Annotated in this window: 16 protein-coding genes and 3 pseudogenes; 9 read left to right on the top strand and 10 right to left on the bottom strand. The window is 68.0% G+C overall.

The features are described 5' to 3' along the window. Both A5740_RS01055 and A5740_RS01050 read right to left on the bottom strand, forming a co-directional pair. Positions 1–275: pseudogene (locus A5740_RS01055) on the bottom strand (pyridoxamine 5'-phosphate oxidase); the annotation flags it as partial. A 9-nt stretch (positions 276–284) separates the two neighbouring features. Continuing rightward, the gene (locus tag A5740_RS01050; RefSeq protein WP_076190774.1) at positions 285–707 is read right to left on the bottom strand and encodes a PPOX class F420-dependent oxidoreductase; all 423 of its coding nucleotides are present in this window, start codon (positions 705–707) and stop codon (positions 285–287) included. A 161-nt stretch (positions 708–868) separates the two neighbouring features. On the opposite strand from A5740_RS01050, the gene A5740_RS01045 reads away from it, so the two are divergent. Then, positions 869–1,534, top strand: coding sequence for a nitroreductase (locus tag A5740_RS01045; RefSeq protein ID WP_076190772.1), 666 nt, complete (start codon positions 869–871; stop codon positions 1,532–1,534). An 8-nt stretch (positions 1,535–1,542) separates the two neighbouring features. On the opposite strand, the gene A5740_RS28980 is transcribed toward A5740_RS01045, so the two are convergent. The 3 genes from A5740_RS28980 to A5740_RS01030 form a co-directional block, all read right to left on the bottom strand. Continuing rightward, positions 1,543–1,704, bottom strand: a complete 162-nt coding sequence (locus A5740_RS28980; protein WP_254849041.1) for a hypothetical protein — start codon at positions 1,702–1,704, stop codon at positions 1,543–1,545. Positions 1,705–1,813: 109 nt separating this feature from the next. Further along, positions 1,814–2,398, bottom strand: coding sequence for a bifunctional 2-polyprenyl-6-hydroxyphenol methylase/3-demethylubiquinol 3-O-methyltransferase UbiG (locus tag A5740_RS01035; RefSeq protein ID WP_076190770.1), 585 nt, complete (start codon positions 2,396–2,398; stop codon positions 1,814–1,816). Between the two features lie 4 nt (positions 2,399–2,402). Next, a complete protein-coding gene (locus A5740_RS01030) occupies positions 2,403–2,828 on the bottom strand; it encodes a pyridoxamine 5'-phosphate oxidase family protein (protein ID WP_076190769.1) in 426 nt (141 codons plus the stop codon). 56 nt (positions 2,829–2,884) lie between these two features. On the opposite strand from A5740_RS01030, the gene A5740_RS01025 reads away from it, so the two are divergent. Beyond that, a complete protein-coding gene (locus tag A5740_RS01025) occupies positions 2,885–3,874 on the top strand; it encodes an LLM class F420-dependent oxidoreductase (RefSeq protein ID WP_076190767.1) in 990 nt (329 codons plus the stop codon). Between the two features lie 163 nt (positions 3,875–4,037). Then, positions 4,038–4,970: a LysR family transcriptional regulator gene (locus A5740_RS01020; RefSeq protein WP_076190766.1), complete on the top strand. Its 933-nt coding sequence runs from the start codon at positions 4,038–4,040 to the stop codon at positions 4,968–4,970. A gap of 42 nt (positions 4,971–5,012) precedes the next feature. Here the strand turns inward: A5740_RS01020 and A5740_RS01015 are convergent. After that, positions 5,013–6,032 (bottom strand): annotated as a pseudogene (locus A5740_RS01015) (YbfB/YjiJ family MFS transporter); the annotation flags it as partial. 116 nt (positions 6,033–6,148) lie between these two features. Here A5740_RS01015 and A5740_RS01010 point away from each other — a divergent pair. Then, positions 6,149–6,820 carry an SDR family oxidoreductase gene (locus tag A5740_RS01010; protein WP_076190777.1) on the top strand — a complete coding sequence of 224 codons (672 nt, stop codon included), beginning with the start codon at positions 6,149–6,151 and terminating at the stop codon, positions 6,818–6,820. A gap of 53 nt (positions 6,821–6,873) precedes the next feature. Then, entirely contained in the window at positions 6,874–7,206 is a 333-nt protein-coding gene (locus tag A5740_RS01005; protein WP_076190762.1) for a cupin domain-containing protein, read from the top strand. Between the two features lie 67 nt (positions 7,207–7,273). Here the strand turns inward: A5740_RS01005 and A5740_RS28665 are convergent, their stop codons facing one another. The 3 genes from A5740_RS28665 to A5740_RS00990 form a co-directional block, all read right to left on the bottom strand. Continuing rightward, positions 7,274–7,630 carry an MmpS family transport accessory protein gene (locus A5740_RS28665; protein WP_076190761.1) on the bottom strand — a complete coding sequence of 119 codons (357 nt, stop codon included), beginning with the start codon at positions 7,628–7,630 and terminating at the stop codon, positions 7,274–7,276. Positions 7,631–7,907: 277 nt separating this feature from the next. Beyond that, positions 7,908–9,557, bottom strand: coding sequence for a DNA repair helicase XPB (locus A5740_RS00995; protein ID WP_076190775.1), 1,650 nt, complete (start codon positions 9,555–9,557; stop codon positions 7,908–7,910). Between the two features lie 67 nt (positions 9,558–9,624). Next, positions 9,625–11,880: a helicase-associated domain-containing protein gene (locus A5740_RS00990; protein WP_076190759.1), complete on the bottom strand. Its 2,256-nt coding sequence runs from the start codon at positions 11,878–11,880 to the stop codon at positions 9,625–9,627. Between the two features lie 73 nt (positions 11,881–11,953). Between A5740_RS00990 and A5740_RS00985 the strand changes: the two genes are divergently transcribed. Genes A5740_RS00985 through A5740_RS00970 form a run of 4 tightly spaced genes read left to right on the top strand, consistent with a single transcriptional unit; the run spans position 11,954 to position 13,604 of the window. After that, positions 11,954–12,151 (top strand): hypothetical protein, encoded by a 198-nt coding sequence (locus A5740_RS00985; RefSeq protein WP_076190758.1) that lies wholly within the window; start codon positions 11,954–11,956, stop codon positions 12,149–12,151. 2 nt (positions 12,152–12,153) lie between these two features. Continuing rightward, positions 12,154–12,621 (top strand): cyclic pyranopterin monophosphate synthase MoaC, encoded by a 468-nt coding sequence (gene moaC, locus A5740_RS00980; protein WP_076190756.1) that lies wholly within the window; start codon positions 12,154–12,156, stop codon positions 12,619–12,621. A 14-nt stretch (positions 12,622–12,635) separates the two neighbouring features. Continuing rightward, positions 12,636–13,115 carry a molybdenum cofactor biosynthesis protein B gene (locus A5740_RS00975; protein WP_076190755.1) on the top strand — a complete coding sequence of 160 codons (480 nt, stop codon included), beginning with the start codon at positions 12,636–12,638 and terminating at the stop codon, positions 13,113–13,115. A 60-nt stretch (positions 13,116–13,175) separates the two neighbouring features. Further along, positions 13,176–13,604: a molybdenum cofactor biosynthesis protein MoaE gene (locus tag A5740_RS00970; RefSeq protein WP_076190753.1), complete on the top strand. Its 429-nt coding sequence runs from the start codon at positions 13,176–13,178 to the stop codon at positions 13,602–13,604. Positions 13,605–13,607: 3 nt separating this feature from the next. On the opposite strand, the pseudogene A5740_RS00965 reads toward A5740_RS00970, so the two are convergent. Beyond that, a pseudogene (locus A5740_RS00965) lies at positions 13,608–13,822 on the bottom strand (resuscitation-promoting factor RpfA); the annotation flags it as partial.

Raw genomic sequence — 13,822 nt, 5'->3', positions numbered from 1 at the left:
CATAGTGTCCGGGGGGGGGGCCCCGCCCCCGCCACCCATTGCCAGCCGATCCCCGGGCCCCCCCCGCCCCCCGGGGTATCGGCGCGCAAGTGCTGGAGTTTGCGGCTCCCGCCGATGGCGACCAGGGCGACGACGGGATCGCAGGTGCGGGGATGGGCCATCACCCCGGCGTTGACCACCGACGACTGAATGCTGCCATCGCGACGCAGGGTGCTCAGCACACAGAGCCCGTTGTCGCAGGACAGCATCTCGGAGAACTGGGATATGTCGGTCATGTCGCCAGCTCATTCCGCCACGTCGAAGGCGGCATGGACTTTCGTGGGCCTGACCCGCACGACGAGTTCACCTGGGACGCCGTTGCGCCGGCCGAATTCCTCGGCGCGGCCGGCACCCATGTAGCGCCCGCCGATGCGGGTGGCGGTGTCGAGCAGCTCGTCGGGATCCTCACTGACCGTGGCAATGCCCTGGACTTGGACGAACGCGAACGGCGGGGTGTCGTCATGGATACACAGCACTACCCGCGAATCCCGGGCCAGGGCACGCCCCTTGGCGGTGCCCTTGCCGGTGTTGAAGACGAGTTCGTCGTCGTCGACCACGAACCACACGGGTGCCGACAACGGGCGGCCGTTCGCTGCCACCCAGCTCAGCACCGCGGTACGGGTGCCTTCGGACAGAAAAGCGATGACGTCGTCGGAAAGTCCGTCCATGTGGCCACGCTACGCCCGGGGTGACGATCCGCGAGACGCCGGAACGTCCGGAACGAATGCAGCTGAATCCGCAGACCACGAACTTCCAAGGGTGCGTTCCCCGTCGGTGACCGGCAGGCTGAGTCAAGACTGGACCGGCTTCCCAAGAAAGGTGGACGATCGTGGACGTCTACGAGGCGGTGACCACCCGGCGCGCGGTGCGCGGCTTCACCGACCAACCCGTTCCGAAGGAGGTGCTGCAGCGCGTCCTTTCGGCGGCAGCCTGGGCGCCGTCGGGTTCGAACCTGCAACCCTGGCGCATCTTCCTGGTTACCGGCGAACCCCTCGCTCGGCTCAAGAAGCTCGCCGTGGAGCGGGTGGCCGCCGGCGATGAATGGGATGAGCCCGAGTACGTGATGTATCCGCCTGAGCTGAAATCGCCCTATGGCGACCGGCGATCCCAGTTTGGCAAGGAGCGGTACAGCGCACTCGGCATCGCACGCGAGGACTGGGAGGCGCGTCAGCGGGCCGCCATCGCCAACTGGGATGCCTTCGGCGCGCCTGTCGCCCTGTTCTGCTACATCGATCGCGATCTCGGCCGGCCTCAGTGGTCAGACCTGGGAATGTTCCTCCAGACGGTGATGCTGCTACTGCGCGCTGAAGGGTTGCACAGTTGTCCGCAAATGTCGTGGGCGAAGGTTCGCAAGACCGTCGCACAGTTCGTCTCGCCTCCGGACGAGCTCATGCTTTTCTGCGGAATGTCGATCGGGTACGAGGATCCAGCGGTCAACTACATCCGTACCGGCCGGGCCCCGCTCGACGAAACCATCACGTTCATCGACGATTAGCGCGACGGTTACGACGCCGAGACCGGCCAGTCCGGTAGCGGCATGGTGTCGTACAGCCGCACGCCCTTGTCGTTGAGCCGAGCCAGCGCCGGGGTCACGCCCAGCGGCAGCGCCGAGATCAACCGACCGGCACCCACCAGTGCGCGTATGCCCCAACCACTGCTGGCCACAATGGTTTTCGCATTAACGCGCCAACTTTCGGCTGCCCTTAACCGGCGCGTGCATGGTGCGTTCGTACTCGGTGAACGCCGAGGCATAATCGTCGCCGTGGCGCGCTTCTTACGCGTCGCGGGCGAACAGATAGTGCCGCGCCGGATTCTTTCCGTTGTGGTCCATCGCGGGCTCGTCCCCGCTTGACACCAGGGTCCAACCGTCACTGAAGCGACGCTGCACTTCGTCGAAACCGATACCGGGCACGCCCATGGATGTGCCGGGAATGAACGCCACGATCAGCAACCGCGCGCCCGGCCCGGCCACCGCACTGACCTCCCGGACGTAGGCGTCGCGGTCGGCGTCGCTCATGCCGTGCAGACAGCCGCTGTCGATGATGAGCCTGAACCCCGCCCCGATTCCGGATGAACTCAGTTGTGTCACATCGGCTTTGACGAATCTGACGGGTAAGCCGCCGGCCTTGGCCCCGGCCTTCTTCAATGGCTTGTCCACATAGTCGACACCGGTGACCTGCCAGCCATGTCTGGCCAGGTACACCGCGTTGTCCCCGGTGCCGCACCCCAGGTCGAGCGCTGTTCCCGGGGGCAGGCCGCCCTCGACCAGGGCGGTCAGGCTGTGCGCCAGCGGATGACCGTCCCAGGGCGTGAAGCCCAGCCGGTAGAGCCAGCGGAACAGCCGTTGCCGCGAACTCATGGCCTCACAGCGACCCCAGATCGGCGGACAGCCAGTGCTCGGGCTTGAGGTAGATGGTGACGCTCTCGCCGTGCTCGCGCCGGGCGAACTCCAGGTAGGGCTCGACCTTCTCCGGCGGCAGGTACCGCTGCACCATCTCGACGAGTTGTTCATCGGTGGACGGTTCGATGCGGCTGACCGCACCGTCGACGGCCACATACCGCACGCTCGGCTCCAGGCGCTCGGCCATCAACGAGAAATGCCCGGCCGCTTCGATCAACCGGTGCTTGCGGGAACCCAATCCCGTCTGCACCCACGGCTCACCGCCGGGGGTGTACTGGTACCAGATCGGGACGGTCAGCGGACCGCGTTTGTCACCGGCGTACACCGACAGTGCGGCGATGTGCGGCTCGGCCAGAAATTGTTCGCGTTCTTCCTTGGAAAGGGCCATGAAAACCAGGCTAGCCCCGTTCCCCGACACGGGTCGGCGTCGTAGAGTCGGGATCCATGCGCTTTGGACTCTTCATCCCGCAGGGCTGGCGTCTCGACCTCGTCGACATTCCCACTGAAGACCACTGGCAGGTGATGAGCGATCTGGCGACCCACGCCGACGCCGGCGCCTGGGATTCGCTGTGGGTCTACGACCACTTCCACACCGTCCCGGTGCCCACCGATGAGGCCACCCACGAGGCCTGGACGCTGATGGCGGCGTACGCCGCGACGACGTCGCGGATCAAGCTCGGGCAGATGTGTACCGCGATGAGCTACCGCAATCCGGTGTATCTGGCCAAGGTTGCCGCCACCACCGACATCATCTCCGGCGGCCGGGTACAGATGGGCATCGGCGGTGGTTGGTACGAGCACGAGTGGCGTGCTTATGGTTACGGCTTTCCGTCGGCGGGGGAGCGGTTGGCCCGACTCGACGAGGGCGTACAGATCATGCGCGACGCCTGGCGTGACGGCCGGGCGACCTTTGACGGCAAGCATTATCAGGTCGACGGCGCCATCGTGGCTCCCAAGCCGTTGCAGGACAACGGGATTCCGTTGTGGATTGCCGGCGGCGGGGAGAAGGTGACGCTGCGCATCGCGGCCAAGTACGCGCAGTACACCAACTTCACCTCCGAGCCCGAGGGGTTCGCCCACAAATCCGAAGTGCTCGCCGCGCACTGCAACGACGTCGGCACCGACTACGACGCGATCGTGCGCTCGGCCAACTTCAACGCTGTCATCGGCGACTCGGAGGCCGACGTCGCCGACCGGGTTGCGCGGCTGCGGGACCGGCAGGTGCCGGTCGCCGGTGAGGGGGCCGTCGACGCGATGCTGGCCAACGCCACCGCGCCGGAATCCGCAAGTGGCACAACTGAACAGGTCATCGAGAAACTGCAGCGGATGCGTGATCTCGGCTGCGAGTACGCGATCCTGTACTTCCCGGAAGCCGCCTATGACCGGTCGGGGATCGAACTGTTCGAGCAGAAGGTCATTCCGGCACTGAGCTGACCTGATGGTGGGCGATGCGCCAACCTTCGTCAGTGCCCGGCACTTTGTCCACCGCCTGGTCTGGCCCGGTTGCACTGCTCAACGCGGTGGCGCGGCGGGTGATGTCCGGTCTGCGGGATCTGTCGGCTCTCTGCTGAAAGGCTGGGCCTATTACGCTGCAACGGTGGAGTTGCGCCAGCTGCGCTATTTCGTCGCCGTGGCCGAGGAATTGAACTTCGGCCGGGCGGCCGAGCGTCTGCGGATCGCCGGGCCGTCGTTGTCCCAGCAGATCAAGGCCCTCGAACGTGACCTCAAGGTGACGCTGTTCGATCGGGACCGGCGTTCGGTGGCGCTCACCCAGGCCGGTGGCGCACTGCTGCCCGAGGCCCGCGCGTTGATCCAGCAGGCCGACGAATTGCGCAGGCGGGCACACGGTCTGGCGGTATCGGACCCGGTGCGGATCGGCTGTGTGAACTGGTGCCCGACCGACTGGGCCGACCGTGCCGCAGGGGTGGCCCAAGTACGGGTGGACACCTGGGTGATGCCGTCGCACACGCAGGCCGCCCGGGTGGCCGACGGCAGCCTGGATTTGGCCATCTGCTGGGTCCAGAACGCTGATCTGGAGGCGCTGGCGCTGCAGGCTCGGCTGATCGGGGTGGACCGGCTGTACGCCTTGTGTCCCGGCACCGACGAATCACCGGTGAGCGCCGGTGACACCACGGTTCTCATCGATTCGGATGCGGCCAGCTGGTCGTCGTGGAATCGCTATGGCGAACAGTTCGCCGCCGCCGTCGGCGCACCCGTGATGCGCACGGATGACGGTGGCGTCACCGGGCCCACCTTCTTCGAGCATGTCCATCGGCTGCGTCGTCCGGTCCTCAACAACCCCAAGGGGCAGGATTCTCCGCTGCCCACCGGGCTGGTGCGCCGGCCGGTGGTGACTCCGTCACCGTTGTGGACGTGGTCGCTGGTGTGGCGTCGGGACGAGGCCAGCCCGGCCGTGCTGGCCGTGGTCGACGAGTTCACCAGCGGTGTCGGGGATTTCGGGCTCGACGCCGCGGATGTGTGGCTGCCACCCGACGATCCGCATCATCCCGGCCACCAGCGCGGCGACTGACACCACCAGCGCACCTACCACCAGGGCCGGACGGAAACCGTGGTGCAGCAGCGGCGTCACCACGATCGGCCCGAGGATCTGCCCGGCCGAATACCCGGCGGTGAGCAACGCGACGGCCCGCGGATAACGCAGTAGCCGTCCGGCGGCCAGGGCCAGCGTGCTCACCCCGATGAAGGTTCCGCCGAACAGCACGGCGCCGGTGAGCGCCGCACCCACCCCGCCGGCCAGTCCCGCGACGGCGATCCCGGCGGCCTGCACACCCAGCGCCGCCATCAGCAGCGCCGGGTGCGACCATCGGGTGCTGAGCGCGGCCCACAGTGCCGCGGACGGGACGGTGGCCAGCCCCACCACCAGCCAGGCCCCACCACCCAGCCAGCTCGGCGTGCCCTGCGCGACGGCGGCGACCAGGAAGGTGCCGGCGATGATGTAACCGATGCCTTCCAAGGTGTAACTCACCAAGAGCAGCGTGAAGGCGCCGTGCGGTGGACGGCTTCGGGCTTCGAGACCAGCCGTCCCGATATCCGGCGCCGGGTGCATCGACCACGCGGCGAGGCTGAGCACCGCGGCCACCGCCGCGGCCGCCCACCAGGCCACCTTCCAGTCTCCGGCGGCGAGCACCAGCACGGCCGAGAGTGCGATGCCCGCGCCGACCCCGCCGAACCCCCACCCGGCCAGGTGCGCTGGGCGGGTGTGCAGGTGTTCCATCATGGTGTTGACCGCGATGACGAACACCAGCGCGCTGGTGATTCCGGCCAGCGTGCGCAGCGTGATCCAGCCGTTGGCGTTGGTGGTCAATGGCATTGCGGCCAGACTGACGATCAGCGCGACCAGGCACACCCGACACGCGAACATCGATCGGGCCAGGCGCGGCCAGATCGTTCCGGCCAGGGCACCGGCCAGATAGCCGGCGTAGTTCGCGGTGGCCAGATCGGCGGCAGTGTGCGCGCTCACCCCGGCTTGCGCGGTCATCAGCGGCAGGATGGGGGTGTAGACGAACCGGCCGATTCCCATGGCGGCGGCCAGCACGGCGGCGGTGCGTGCGACGTGGGCATGTTGACGCATCGGTTCATCGTGCGGGGTAATTCGCTCGAGGGGCCATGACCGAATTACTCACAGCTGCAAGGCATTGCCTTTCACCGGCCGGGATGGGTGCCGGTGCGGCCGGTGTTACCAGTGCCATGACGAACAACATCACTGCCCTGGTCACCGGTGCGAACCGTGGCCTGGGGCGCCATGTGGCCGCCGAGCTGTTGGCTCGGGGCGCGAAGGTGTACGCCGCGGCCCGACGGCCGGAAACCGTGGATCTGCCCGGCGCGATCCCCATCAAGCTCGACATCACCGATCCGGAATCGGTGCGCCGTGCAGCTGCCATCGCCGATGACGTCACAGTGCTGGTGAACAACGCCGGCATCTCGACGCGGGCCCAGTTGTTGACCGGGCCGATCGACGACATCCGCGCCGAGATGGAGACGCACTACTTCGGCACGCTCAACGTCGCGCGCGAATTCGTCCCGATCGTCGAACGCAACGGCGGTGGGGCCATTCTCAACGTGCTGTCGGTGCTGTCCTGGTATCACCCGCCGACGTCCGGGGCGTATTCCGCGGCCAAGGCTGCCGCGTGGGCACTGACCGACGCGCTGCGAACCGAACTGGCGCCGCGCGGGATTCACGTAGCGGCCCTGCACGTCGGCTATATGGACACCGACATGGTGTCCTACATCCCGGCCGACCAGAAATCCGACCCAGCGGTGGTCGCGGCCCAGGCCGTCGCCGGCCTGCTCGAGGGTCGGGCCGAGATCCTGGCCGATGACCTGTCCCGCACCGTCAAGGCGCAACTCGCTTCGGCCTAGCGATACCGATTCCGCTCACCGCTGCCCGGCCGGAGATGGCACGATATTTGACTATGGAGAAGATCTCGCTCACCGCAGTTGCTCGCCAGCAGTTGGAGACAGCTCGCTCCGCCACCAACGGGCGCAGTGCCCACACCGTCTACGGGGGCCACGAACACTCGTTGCGGCAGACGCTGATCGCGCTCACCGGAGGCACCGGCCTGGATGAGCACGAGAGCCCCGGAGAGGCCACCCTGCAGGTGATCGAGGGCCGGGTGAAGCTGGCCAATGCCGACGCCAGCTGGGAAGGCTCGAAGGGTGACCACATCGTGATCCCGCGCACCCGGCACAGCCTGCAGGCGCTGGAAGATTCGGTGGTGCTGTTGACGGTGGTGAAGTCGGTTTAGATCGCCGGGCCGACACACCTAGAGGCAGGTCACCGGCGGCTTGCAAGGGCACGATGAGCCTGACGTGTCAGTGTTCGTTCAGACGACCCACGCAGCCAATGAACCCACTGACCGTCCGATCCTCAGCGATCGTCTGCCCATTAGCCGTTACCCGGCAGGCCAGCTCTTGGTCGGACCCGTCTGTTGTTCGTGCCGAGACGTCGAAGTAAGCGTCCGTGCCGTGAAGCGTCACCTCCTTGCGCCACGGCAAAGTGACGGTTTCAGGCGGGTTCCCTCCGGTCGGACCCCAGTGCGCGAGCTCTGCTGTTCCGACTGCGCCAGTTACCTCGTAGGTCACGACGGTGCTTTGCTGGGCTTGCCCATCGTCGTCATTCTTGGAAGCAGCGGTGTCGGCCACGACGGTAATGACCGCGACCACGACCACGACGACCGCGGTGACTCCGAGGATCCACAGCCACGGGCTCTTGCGCCTCGGGGCGTCGGCGGTTGTTGCGGATAGCCGGGATAACCAGGGGGCAGTCCCTCGGGGCCGCCCCACTGTTGGCCCCCTGGCGGCGGGTAACTGCCGCCGCTTCCATATGTCACCGTTGAATCCCCTCATGCGAGACCGGTGACGCGATACTAGCCACGCGTACAGGGAGTTCGATGCGTCAATCTACGACAACGCTGCTGAACTCGCCGCTAAGAACTCCGTCGCACCATCAAATCGCCGGGCCCAGCAGGTCGTCGGCGTCCTTGATGATGTAGCCGTAGCCCTGCTCGGCCAGGAAACGTTGCCGGTGGGCGGCGTATTCCGCGTCCAATGAGTCCCGCGAGACCACCGAGTAGAACACCGCGCCGCCGCCGTTGGCCTTGGGTCGCAGTAGCCGGCCCAGGCGTTGTGCCTCCTCCTGGCGGGATCCGAAGGTGCCCGAAACCTGAACGGCCACAGATGCTTCCGGCAGGTCGATGGAGAAGTTGGCCACCTTGGACACCACCAGGGTGGAGATCTCGCCGCGGCGGAACGCGTCGAACAGCGCCTCGCGCTCGGAGTTCTTCGTCGACCCCTGGATCACCGGGGCGTCCAGTTCCTCTCCGAGTTCTTCGAGCTGGTCCAGGTAGGCGCCGATCACCAGGGTCGGTTCGCCGGGGTGACGTTCCAGGATCGAGCGGACGACGGCGATCTTGGTGTGCACCGTCGAGCACAGTTTGTAGCGTTCCTCGGGTTCGGCGGTGGCGTAGAGCATGCGCTCGTTGTCGGTCATCGTCACCCGCACCTCGATGCACTCGGCCGGCGCGATCCAGCCCTGGGCCTCGATGTCCTTCCACGGGGCGTCGTAGCGCTTCGGACCGATCAACGAGAACACGTCGCCTTCGCGGCCGTCCTCGCGGATCAGCGTCGCCGTCAGGCCGAGACGCCGGCGGGACTGCAGGTCCGCGGTCATCCGGAACACCGGTGCGGGCAGCAGGTGCACCTCGTCGTAGATGATGAGCCCCCAGTCGCGGGTGTCGAAGATCTCGAGGTTCTTGTACTCGCCCTTGCTGCGCCGGGTGATCACCTGGTACGTCGCGATGGTGACCGGGCGGATCTCCTTCTTCTCACCCGAGTACTCACCGATCTCGTCCTCGGTCAGCGAGGTGCGGGCCACGAGCTCACGCTTCCACTGCCGCCCGGCCACGGTGTTGGTCACCAGGATCAGCGTCGTCGCGCCCGCCTTGGCCATCGCGGCCGCCCCGACCAGCGTCTTGCCGGCGCCACACGGCAGCACCACCACGCCGGAGCCGCCCGCCCAGAACGAGTCGGCCGCCATCTCCTGGTAGTCACGCAGCGCCCAGCCGTCCTGGGCCAGCTCGATGGGGTGGGCTTCGCCGTCGACATACCCGGCGAGGTCCTCGGCGGGCCAGCCGATCTTGAGCAGCATCTGCTTGACCCGGCCGCGCTCGCTGTTGTGCACGATCACGGTGTCGTCGTCGATGCGCGCGCCCAGCATCGGGGCGATCTTCTTGTTGCGCAGCACTTCCTCGAGTACCGCGCGGTCCAGGCTGACCAGGGTCAATCTGTGCGCCGGGTGCTTTATCAACTGCAGCCGCCCGTAGCGGGCCATGGTGTCGACGATGTCGACCAGCAGGGGTTGCGGTACCGGATACCGCGAGAAGGACACCAGCGCGTCGACCACCTGCTCGGCATCGTGGCCCGCCGCCCGGGCGTTCCACAACGCCAGTGGCGTGATGCGGTAGGTGTGCACATGCTCGGGGGCGCGTTCGAGCTCGGCGAACGGCGCGATCGCTGCGCGCGCCGCGCCCGCCTGCTCATGGTCGACTTCGAGCAGTACCGTCTTGTCGGACTGCACGATCAAGGGGCCGTCTGTCATGCGTGTTCCGCTCTGTTTTCCGGCTGCAAACTCATCGGCGTCCATTATCCCGAACCGGCCGACGAAACTAATCGTCGGCCGAGACCACCGAGGTGACGCGGTGGATCGCGAACTCGCGTACCCGCCCGGCCGCCGGATCGAACGCGGTCAGCTGACCGCCGCGCACGTTGATCGGGGACACCACGCGTTGGGTGGCCACCCCGGCCGGGTCGACGTAGCCGATCACCACCGAGGTTTGGTTGAGCGCGGCGTCCTGCAACTGGGTGATGGCCATCGCCGGGTCCAGTCGCACGCTGGAGAAGGGGCCGGCGGCCACCCTGCGCAGCACCGCCACGATCGCGCCGAGCGTCTGAGCGGTCGGCGGGTTGGGGGGACGGTAGACGCGACGCCGGGTCGGGGCGACGACGCGTGCGCCACGTGCGGAGATGTCGACGACGGTGCCGGTGGAGTCTTCGGCCGCGGGGGCGAAACCTGCCTCGCGCAGCACGGTGAGCACGTCGGCGATCGGCGCCTGCGACACCGCCACGGTCGGGGCGAGCAATCGCAATTCGAGGCGGTCGGCCCCGGGCGAGGCCACGGCCTGGGCCAGCAGCGCCGGATCCTCGCACCGCAGGAACGACGCGGCGATGCCGACGCGCAGCTGGCCGTGACGGCGCGCGACGTCGTCGATCAGGTACGTCAGGCCTTGTGGCACCGGGGTTTTCGAATGCTTCTCGAACAGCGCGTGTAGTTCACCGGCGGTCCGGCCGGCATCGAGCGCGCGCCGGATCGAGGTCTCGCTGATCCGGTACACCATGGCCGCACCCGCCGATTCCACGGTGGCGACCTCGGCGAGTTGCTCGGCGAGGTCCCGCTCCAACGGTCCGGGCGCGATCACGGTGAGATCGGCCTGGAGCAGGAAGTGGTCGAGTGGTTTCGGGAGCGCCTTGGCCATCGCGGCCAGCACGTCCTCGTCGAGGTCACCGGCCAGCATGCCGCGTGCCGGTGTGCTGATCGCCCCGCGGCCGACCATGCCGAGTGCGTGCGCCTCGGTCAGCAGTCCGTCGACGGTGGCGGGCTGCAGTCGCACGGTCCAACGCGGCCGGCGCCAGATCATCGCGCGGGAGGCCTCGGCGGCGTCGATCCCGGTGCCCGGCGGCAGGTCGGCCAGCACGGTCAACAGCAGGCGACGGTCCAGGGGAGCAGCCGTCGAGTACAGCGAATCCGACAGTGCGGCAAAGGGTTTGTTGTCCGGCCCGCGGCTGCCGATCAGGGCGGGCCGGGCCGGCAGATCAAGCCACGTCGAGGCCAGCAGTTGCCAGCGTGCCGCGGTCGTGGCTTCGACGAAGCGATCGGCGGCGACCGTCGGCGCCCAGTACGGACCGGCACCGTCGCCCGGGTCGGGGTCGGGCATTCCGGCTGCGATCAACCCGGCACCGGCGGCGAGCTCGAGCAGGAGTCCCAGCCGCGGCTCGTCGATACCGGTGGTCTTGGCCAGCCGCTTGACGTCGCGCACGCCCAGTCCGCCGGCGCGTAGCTCGGGAACCGGTGTGGTTCCCAGGGTTTCGATGATCAGGTCGATCTCGCGCAGCAGGTCGATGGCGGCGCCGGCGGCCACCGCATCCACGTCGGCCGCCGTGGTCGACGACGTCTGCAACACCGGTGCAGTCAACTCCGTCGGGCCGAGCGCCTCCCCGCGCATGGCCTGCCCGACCAACCGGGGAAGGATCACGGTCTCGTCGTCGATCCGGCGCAGCAGGCCGGCCTCCACCAACCGCGGCACCGGCCGATCGGGCGGAGTGCCCGGCGCGGCGTCGCGGGTGCGGCCCACCGGCGAACCCTCCAGCAACCGGGCCAGCAGATCGTTTTGGGCGTCGTCGAGGCCGTCGAGCAGCCCGGCGATCTCGTCCGCGCCGGCCTGGGTCACCTCCGCCACGGCCTGCCCGACATGCCAGGGCAGTCCCGAGGCCACCTCGGCGGCCACCCGGACCTCGGCCTGGCCCCACACCAGGGCCCGCTCGCGCAGATCGTCCAGCGCCGCGGTGACCTCGTCGGGGCCGACGCGTCCGCTCAGCAGCTCGGTCAGCTTCGTCACCTCGACGGCATGGGCATCGGCGTGCAGGACCAGCAGCGCGTCGAGGATCCCCAGCCGCAGGAAGTCCAGCGCGTCGGTGGCGGCCTTGACCGACTGCCGTGAGGTGGCGCGGGCCGCCAGTGCGGCGATGGTTCCCGGTGGCGGCTGGCTCAGGTCGGGCCGCAGCTGCAGAAGGCGGATGAGGCCCGAGTCGTCGAGGTCGGACAGCCAGGCACCCAGCGGGATTCCGGGGGTCTTTGCGGCGGTCATATCCTGACCAGCGTAAAGCTACTTCGGGCGGTGCGCCGCGCCGGTCTCGCCACCGGATCGGCGGCCTGCCACAATGTGGGGCGTGGCTGACAAGAAGAAGAACCATTACGTCGACAATGGCTGGCCTGTGCTCTCCGACGGCGATGATCACGCCGTCAGCGAGCTCGCGACCGACCGCACCGGCGCGTTGTCACCGTTCGGTGACGTGATCTTTCCCCTGCCGGCCGACGAGCTGCCTTTCATCCAGTCGGCAACCGTCGTCAACCGGTAACGGTGGGACTGTCGCATCTCGACTCCTCCGGCGCGGCGCACATGGTCGACGTCACGGCCAAGGACGTCACCAAGCGCACCGCCGTGGCCGTGGGCACGTTGCACACGCGGCCGGATGTGGTGGCTCTGATCGCCTCGGGCGGCCTGCCCAAAGGTGATGCCCTGGCGACCGCGCGGGTGGCCGGAATCCTGGCCGCCAAGCGGACGCCCGACCTGATCCCGCTGTGCCACCAGTTGGCGCTGACCGGCGTGGACGTGGATTTCGATCCCGGCGAGGCGGCGGTGGCCATCACCGCGACGGTGCGCAGCACCGACCGGACCGGGGTCGAGATGGAAGCGCTGACCGCGGTGAGCGTGGCGGCGCTGACGCTCTACGACATGATCAAGGCAGTCGACCCCGCCGCGCGCATCGACGACATCAAAGTGGTGCGCAAAGAAGGCGGTAAAACGGGACTGTGGGAAAGAACGTAGGAAAACACGAAGCAGTGACGCGGTCGGCCCGCGTCATCATCGCCTCCACCCGTGCTGCAGCCGGGGTGTACGACGACCGGACCGGACCGCTGATCGTCGGTTGGCTGTCCGACCGTGGCTACGACGTCACCGAGCAGATGGTGGTCCCCGACGGACGTGCCGTCGGTGAGGCGTTGCGCGCCGCCCTGGCCGAACGCGTGGACGTGATCATCACGTCGGGTGGCACCGGCATCTCACCCACCGACGCCACCCCAGAGGCGACGATCTCGGTGCTCGACTATCAAATCCCGGGCCTGGCCGATGCCATCCGCCGCGCCGGTGTGCACAAGGTTCCCACCGCGGTGCTCTCCCGCGGTGTCTGCGGAGTCGCCGGACAAACCCTGATCGTCAACCTGCCCGGGTCACCCGGTGGGGTCAAGGACGGTCTGGGTGTGCTCGCCGGGGTGCTGGAGCATGCGTTGGATCAGTTGGGCGGCAAGGGCCACGGCCGATGAGCGCTTGCGCGAAGAGGAGACAGTGCCGATGAGCGCTTGCGCGAAGAGGAGACAGTGCCGATGAGCGCGGCCGTCGTGCGGGTCGAGTTGACCGAGACACCGATCTCTCTGACCGAATACGAGGTTCTGGTGGGCCATGAGGCGGCCGGGGCGGTGGTCGGGTTCTCGGGCGTGGTGCGTGACCACGACGGTGGCCGGTCGGTCACCCGGCTGGATTACTCCGCACATCCCGACGCCCTGCAGACGCTGCGGGACGTTGCCGAGGAGGTCGCCGCGCAGGCCGAGGGCGTCCGGGCGATCGCGGTCAGCCACCGCATCGGAACCCTGGAAATAGGAGACGCCGCCCTGGTGGCCGCTGTGGCAGCAGACCATCGCAAGGCGGCGTTCGAAACCTGCGCCCGACTCGTCGACACCGTCAAAGAGCGGCTACCGGTCTGGAAACACCAGTACTTCTCTGACGGCACCGACGAATGGGTCGGTTCGGCCTGAAACTCAGCCGATGACGATGTTGCCGTCGAGGCCCTGATTCTCGATGGCCTGCTGGATCTGATCGACGTAGTTGACCGGCTGTACCGGGGCAGGCGCCTCTTCGGGGGCCGGAGCCGGTGCCTCGGGGGCCGGAGCGGGCACCTGCAAGGCGGCATCGGCGATCGGGGCGGCCTCGGGCGCGGGCGCCAGCGCGGCATCCATCGGTGCGGCCTCGGGGG

The organism is Mycobacterium sp. GA-1841 (assembly GCF_001954135.1).
In the GTDB taxonomy this organism is placed as follows: domain Bacteria; phylum Actinomycetota; class Actinomycetes; order Mycobacteriales; family Mycobacteriaceae; genus Mycobacterium.
Note: the sequence above shows the minus strand (reverse complement) of the source record. Positions and strands in the feature narration are given on the sequence as shown.

What these genes read in the sequence shown, in the direction of transcription:
- A5740_RS01050 (WP_076190774.1), bottom strand. Translation starts at nt 707, where the DNA reads ATGGACGGACTTTCCGACGACGTCATCGCTTTTCTGTCCGAAGGCACC.
- A5740_RS01035 (WP_076190770.1), bottom strand. Translation starts at nt 2,398, where the DNA reads ATGAGTTCGCGGCAACGGCTGTTCCGCTGGCTCTACCGGCTGGGCTTC.
- A5740_RS01030 (WP_076190769.1), bottom strand. Translation starts at nt 2,828, where the DNA reads ATGGCCCTTTCCAAGGAAGAACGCGAACAATTTCTGGCCGAGCCGCAC.
- A5740_RS01025 (WP_076190767.1), top strand. Translation starts at nt 2,885, where the DNA reads ATGCGCTTTGGACTCTTCATCCCGCAGGGCTGGCGTCTCGACCTCGTC.
- A5740_RS01010 (WP_076190777.1), top strand. Translation starts at nt 6,149, where the DNA reads ATGACGAACAACATCACTGCCCTGGTCACCGGTGCGAACCGTGGCCTG.
- A5740_RS01005 (WP_076190762.1), top strand. Translation starts at nt 6,874, where the DNA reads ATGGAGAAGATCTCGCTCACCGCAGTTGCTCGCCAGCAGTTGGAGACA.
- A5740_RS00995 (WP_076190775.1), bottom strand. Translation starts at nt 9,557, where the DNA reads ATGACAGACGGCCCCTTGATCGTGCAGTCCGACAAGACGGTACTGCTC.
- A5740_RS00990 (WP_076190759.1), bottom strand. Translation starts at nt 11,880, where the DNA reads ATGACCGCCGCAAAGACCCCCGGAATCCCGCTGGGTGCCTGGCTGTCC.
- A5740_RS00985 (WP_076190758.1), top strand. Translation starts at nt 11,954, where the DNA reads ATGTGGGGCGTGGCTGACAAGAAGAAGAACCATTACGTCGACAATGGC.
- A5740_RS00970 (WP_076190753.1), top strand. Translation starts at nt 13,176, where the DNA reads ATGAGCGCGGCCGTCGTGCGGGTCGAGTTGACCGAGACACCGATCTCT.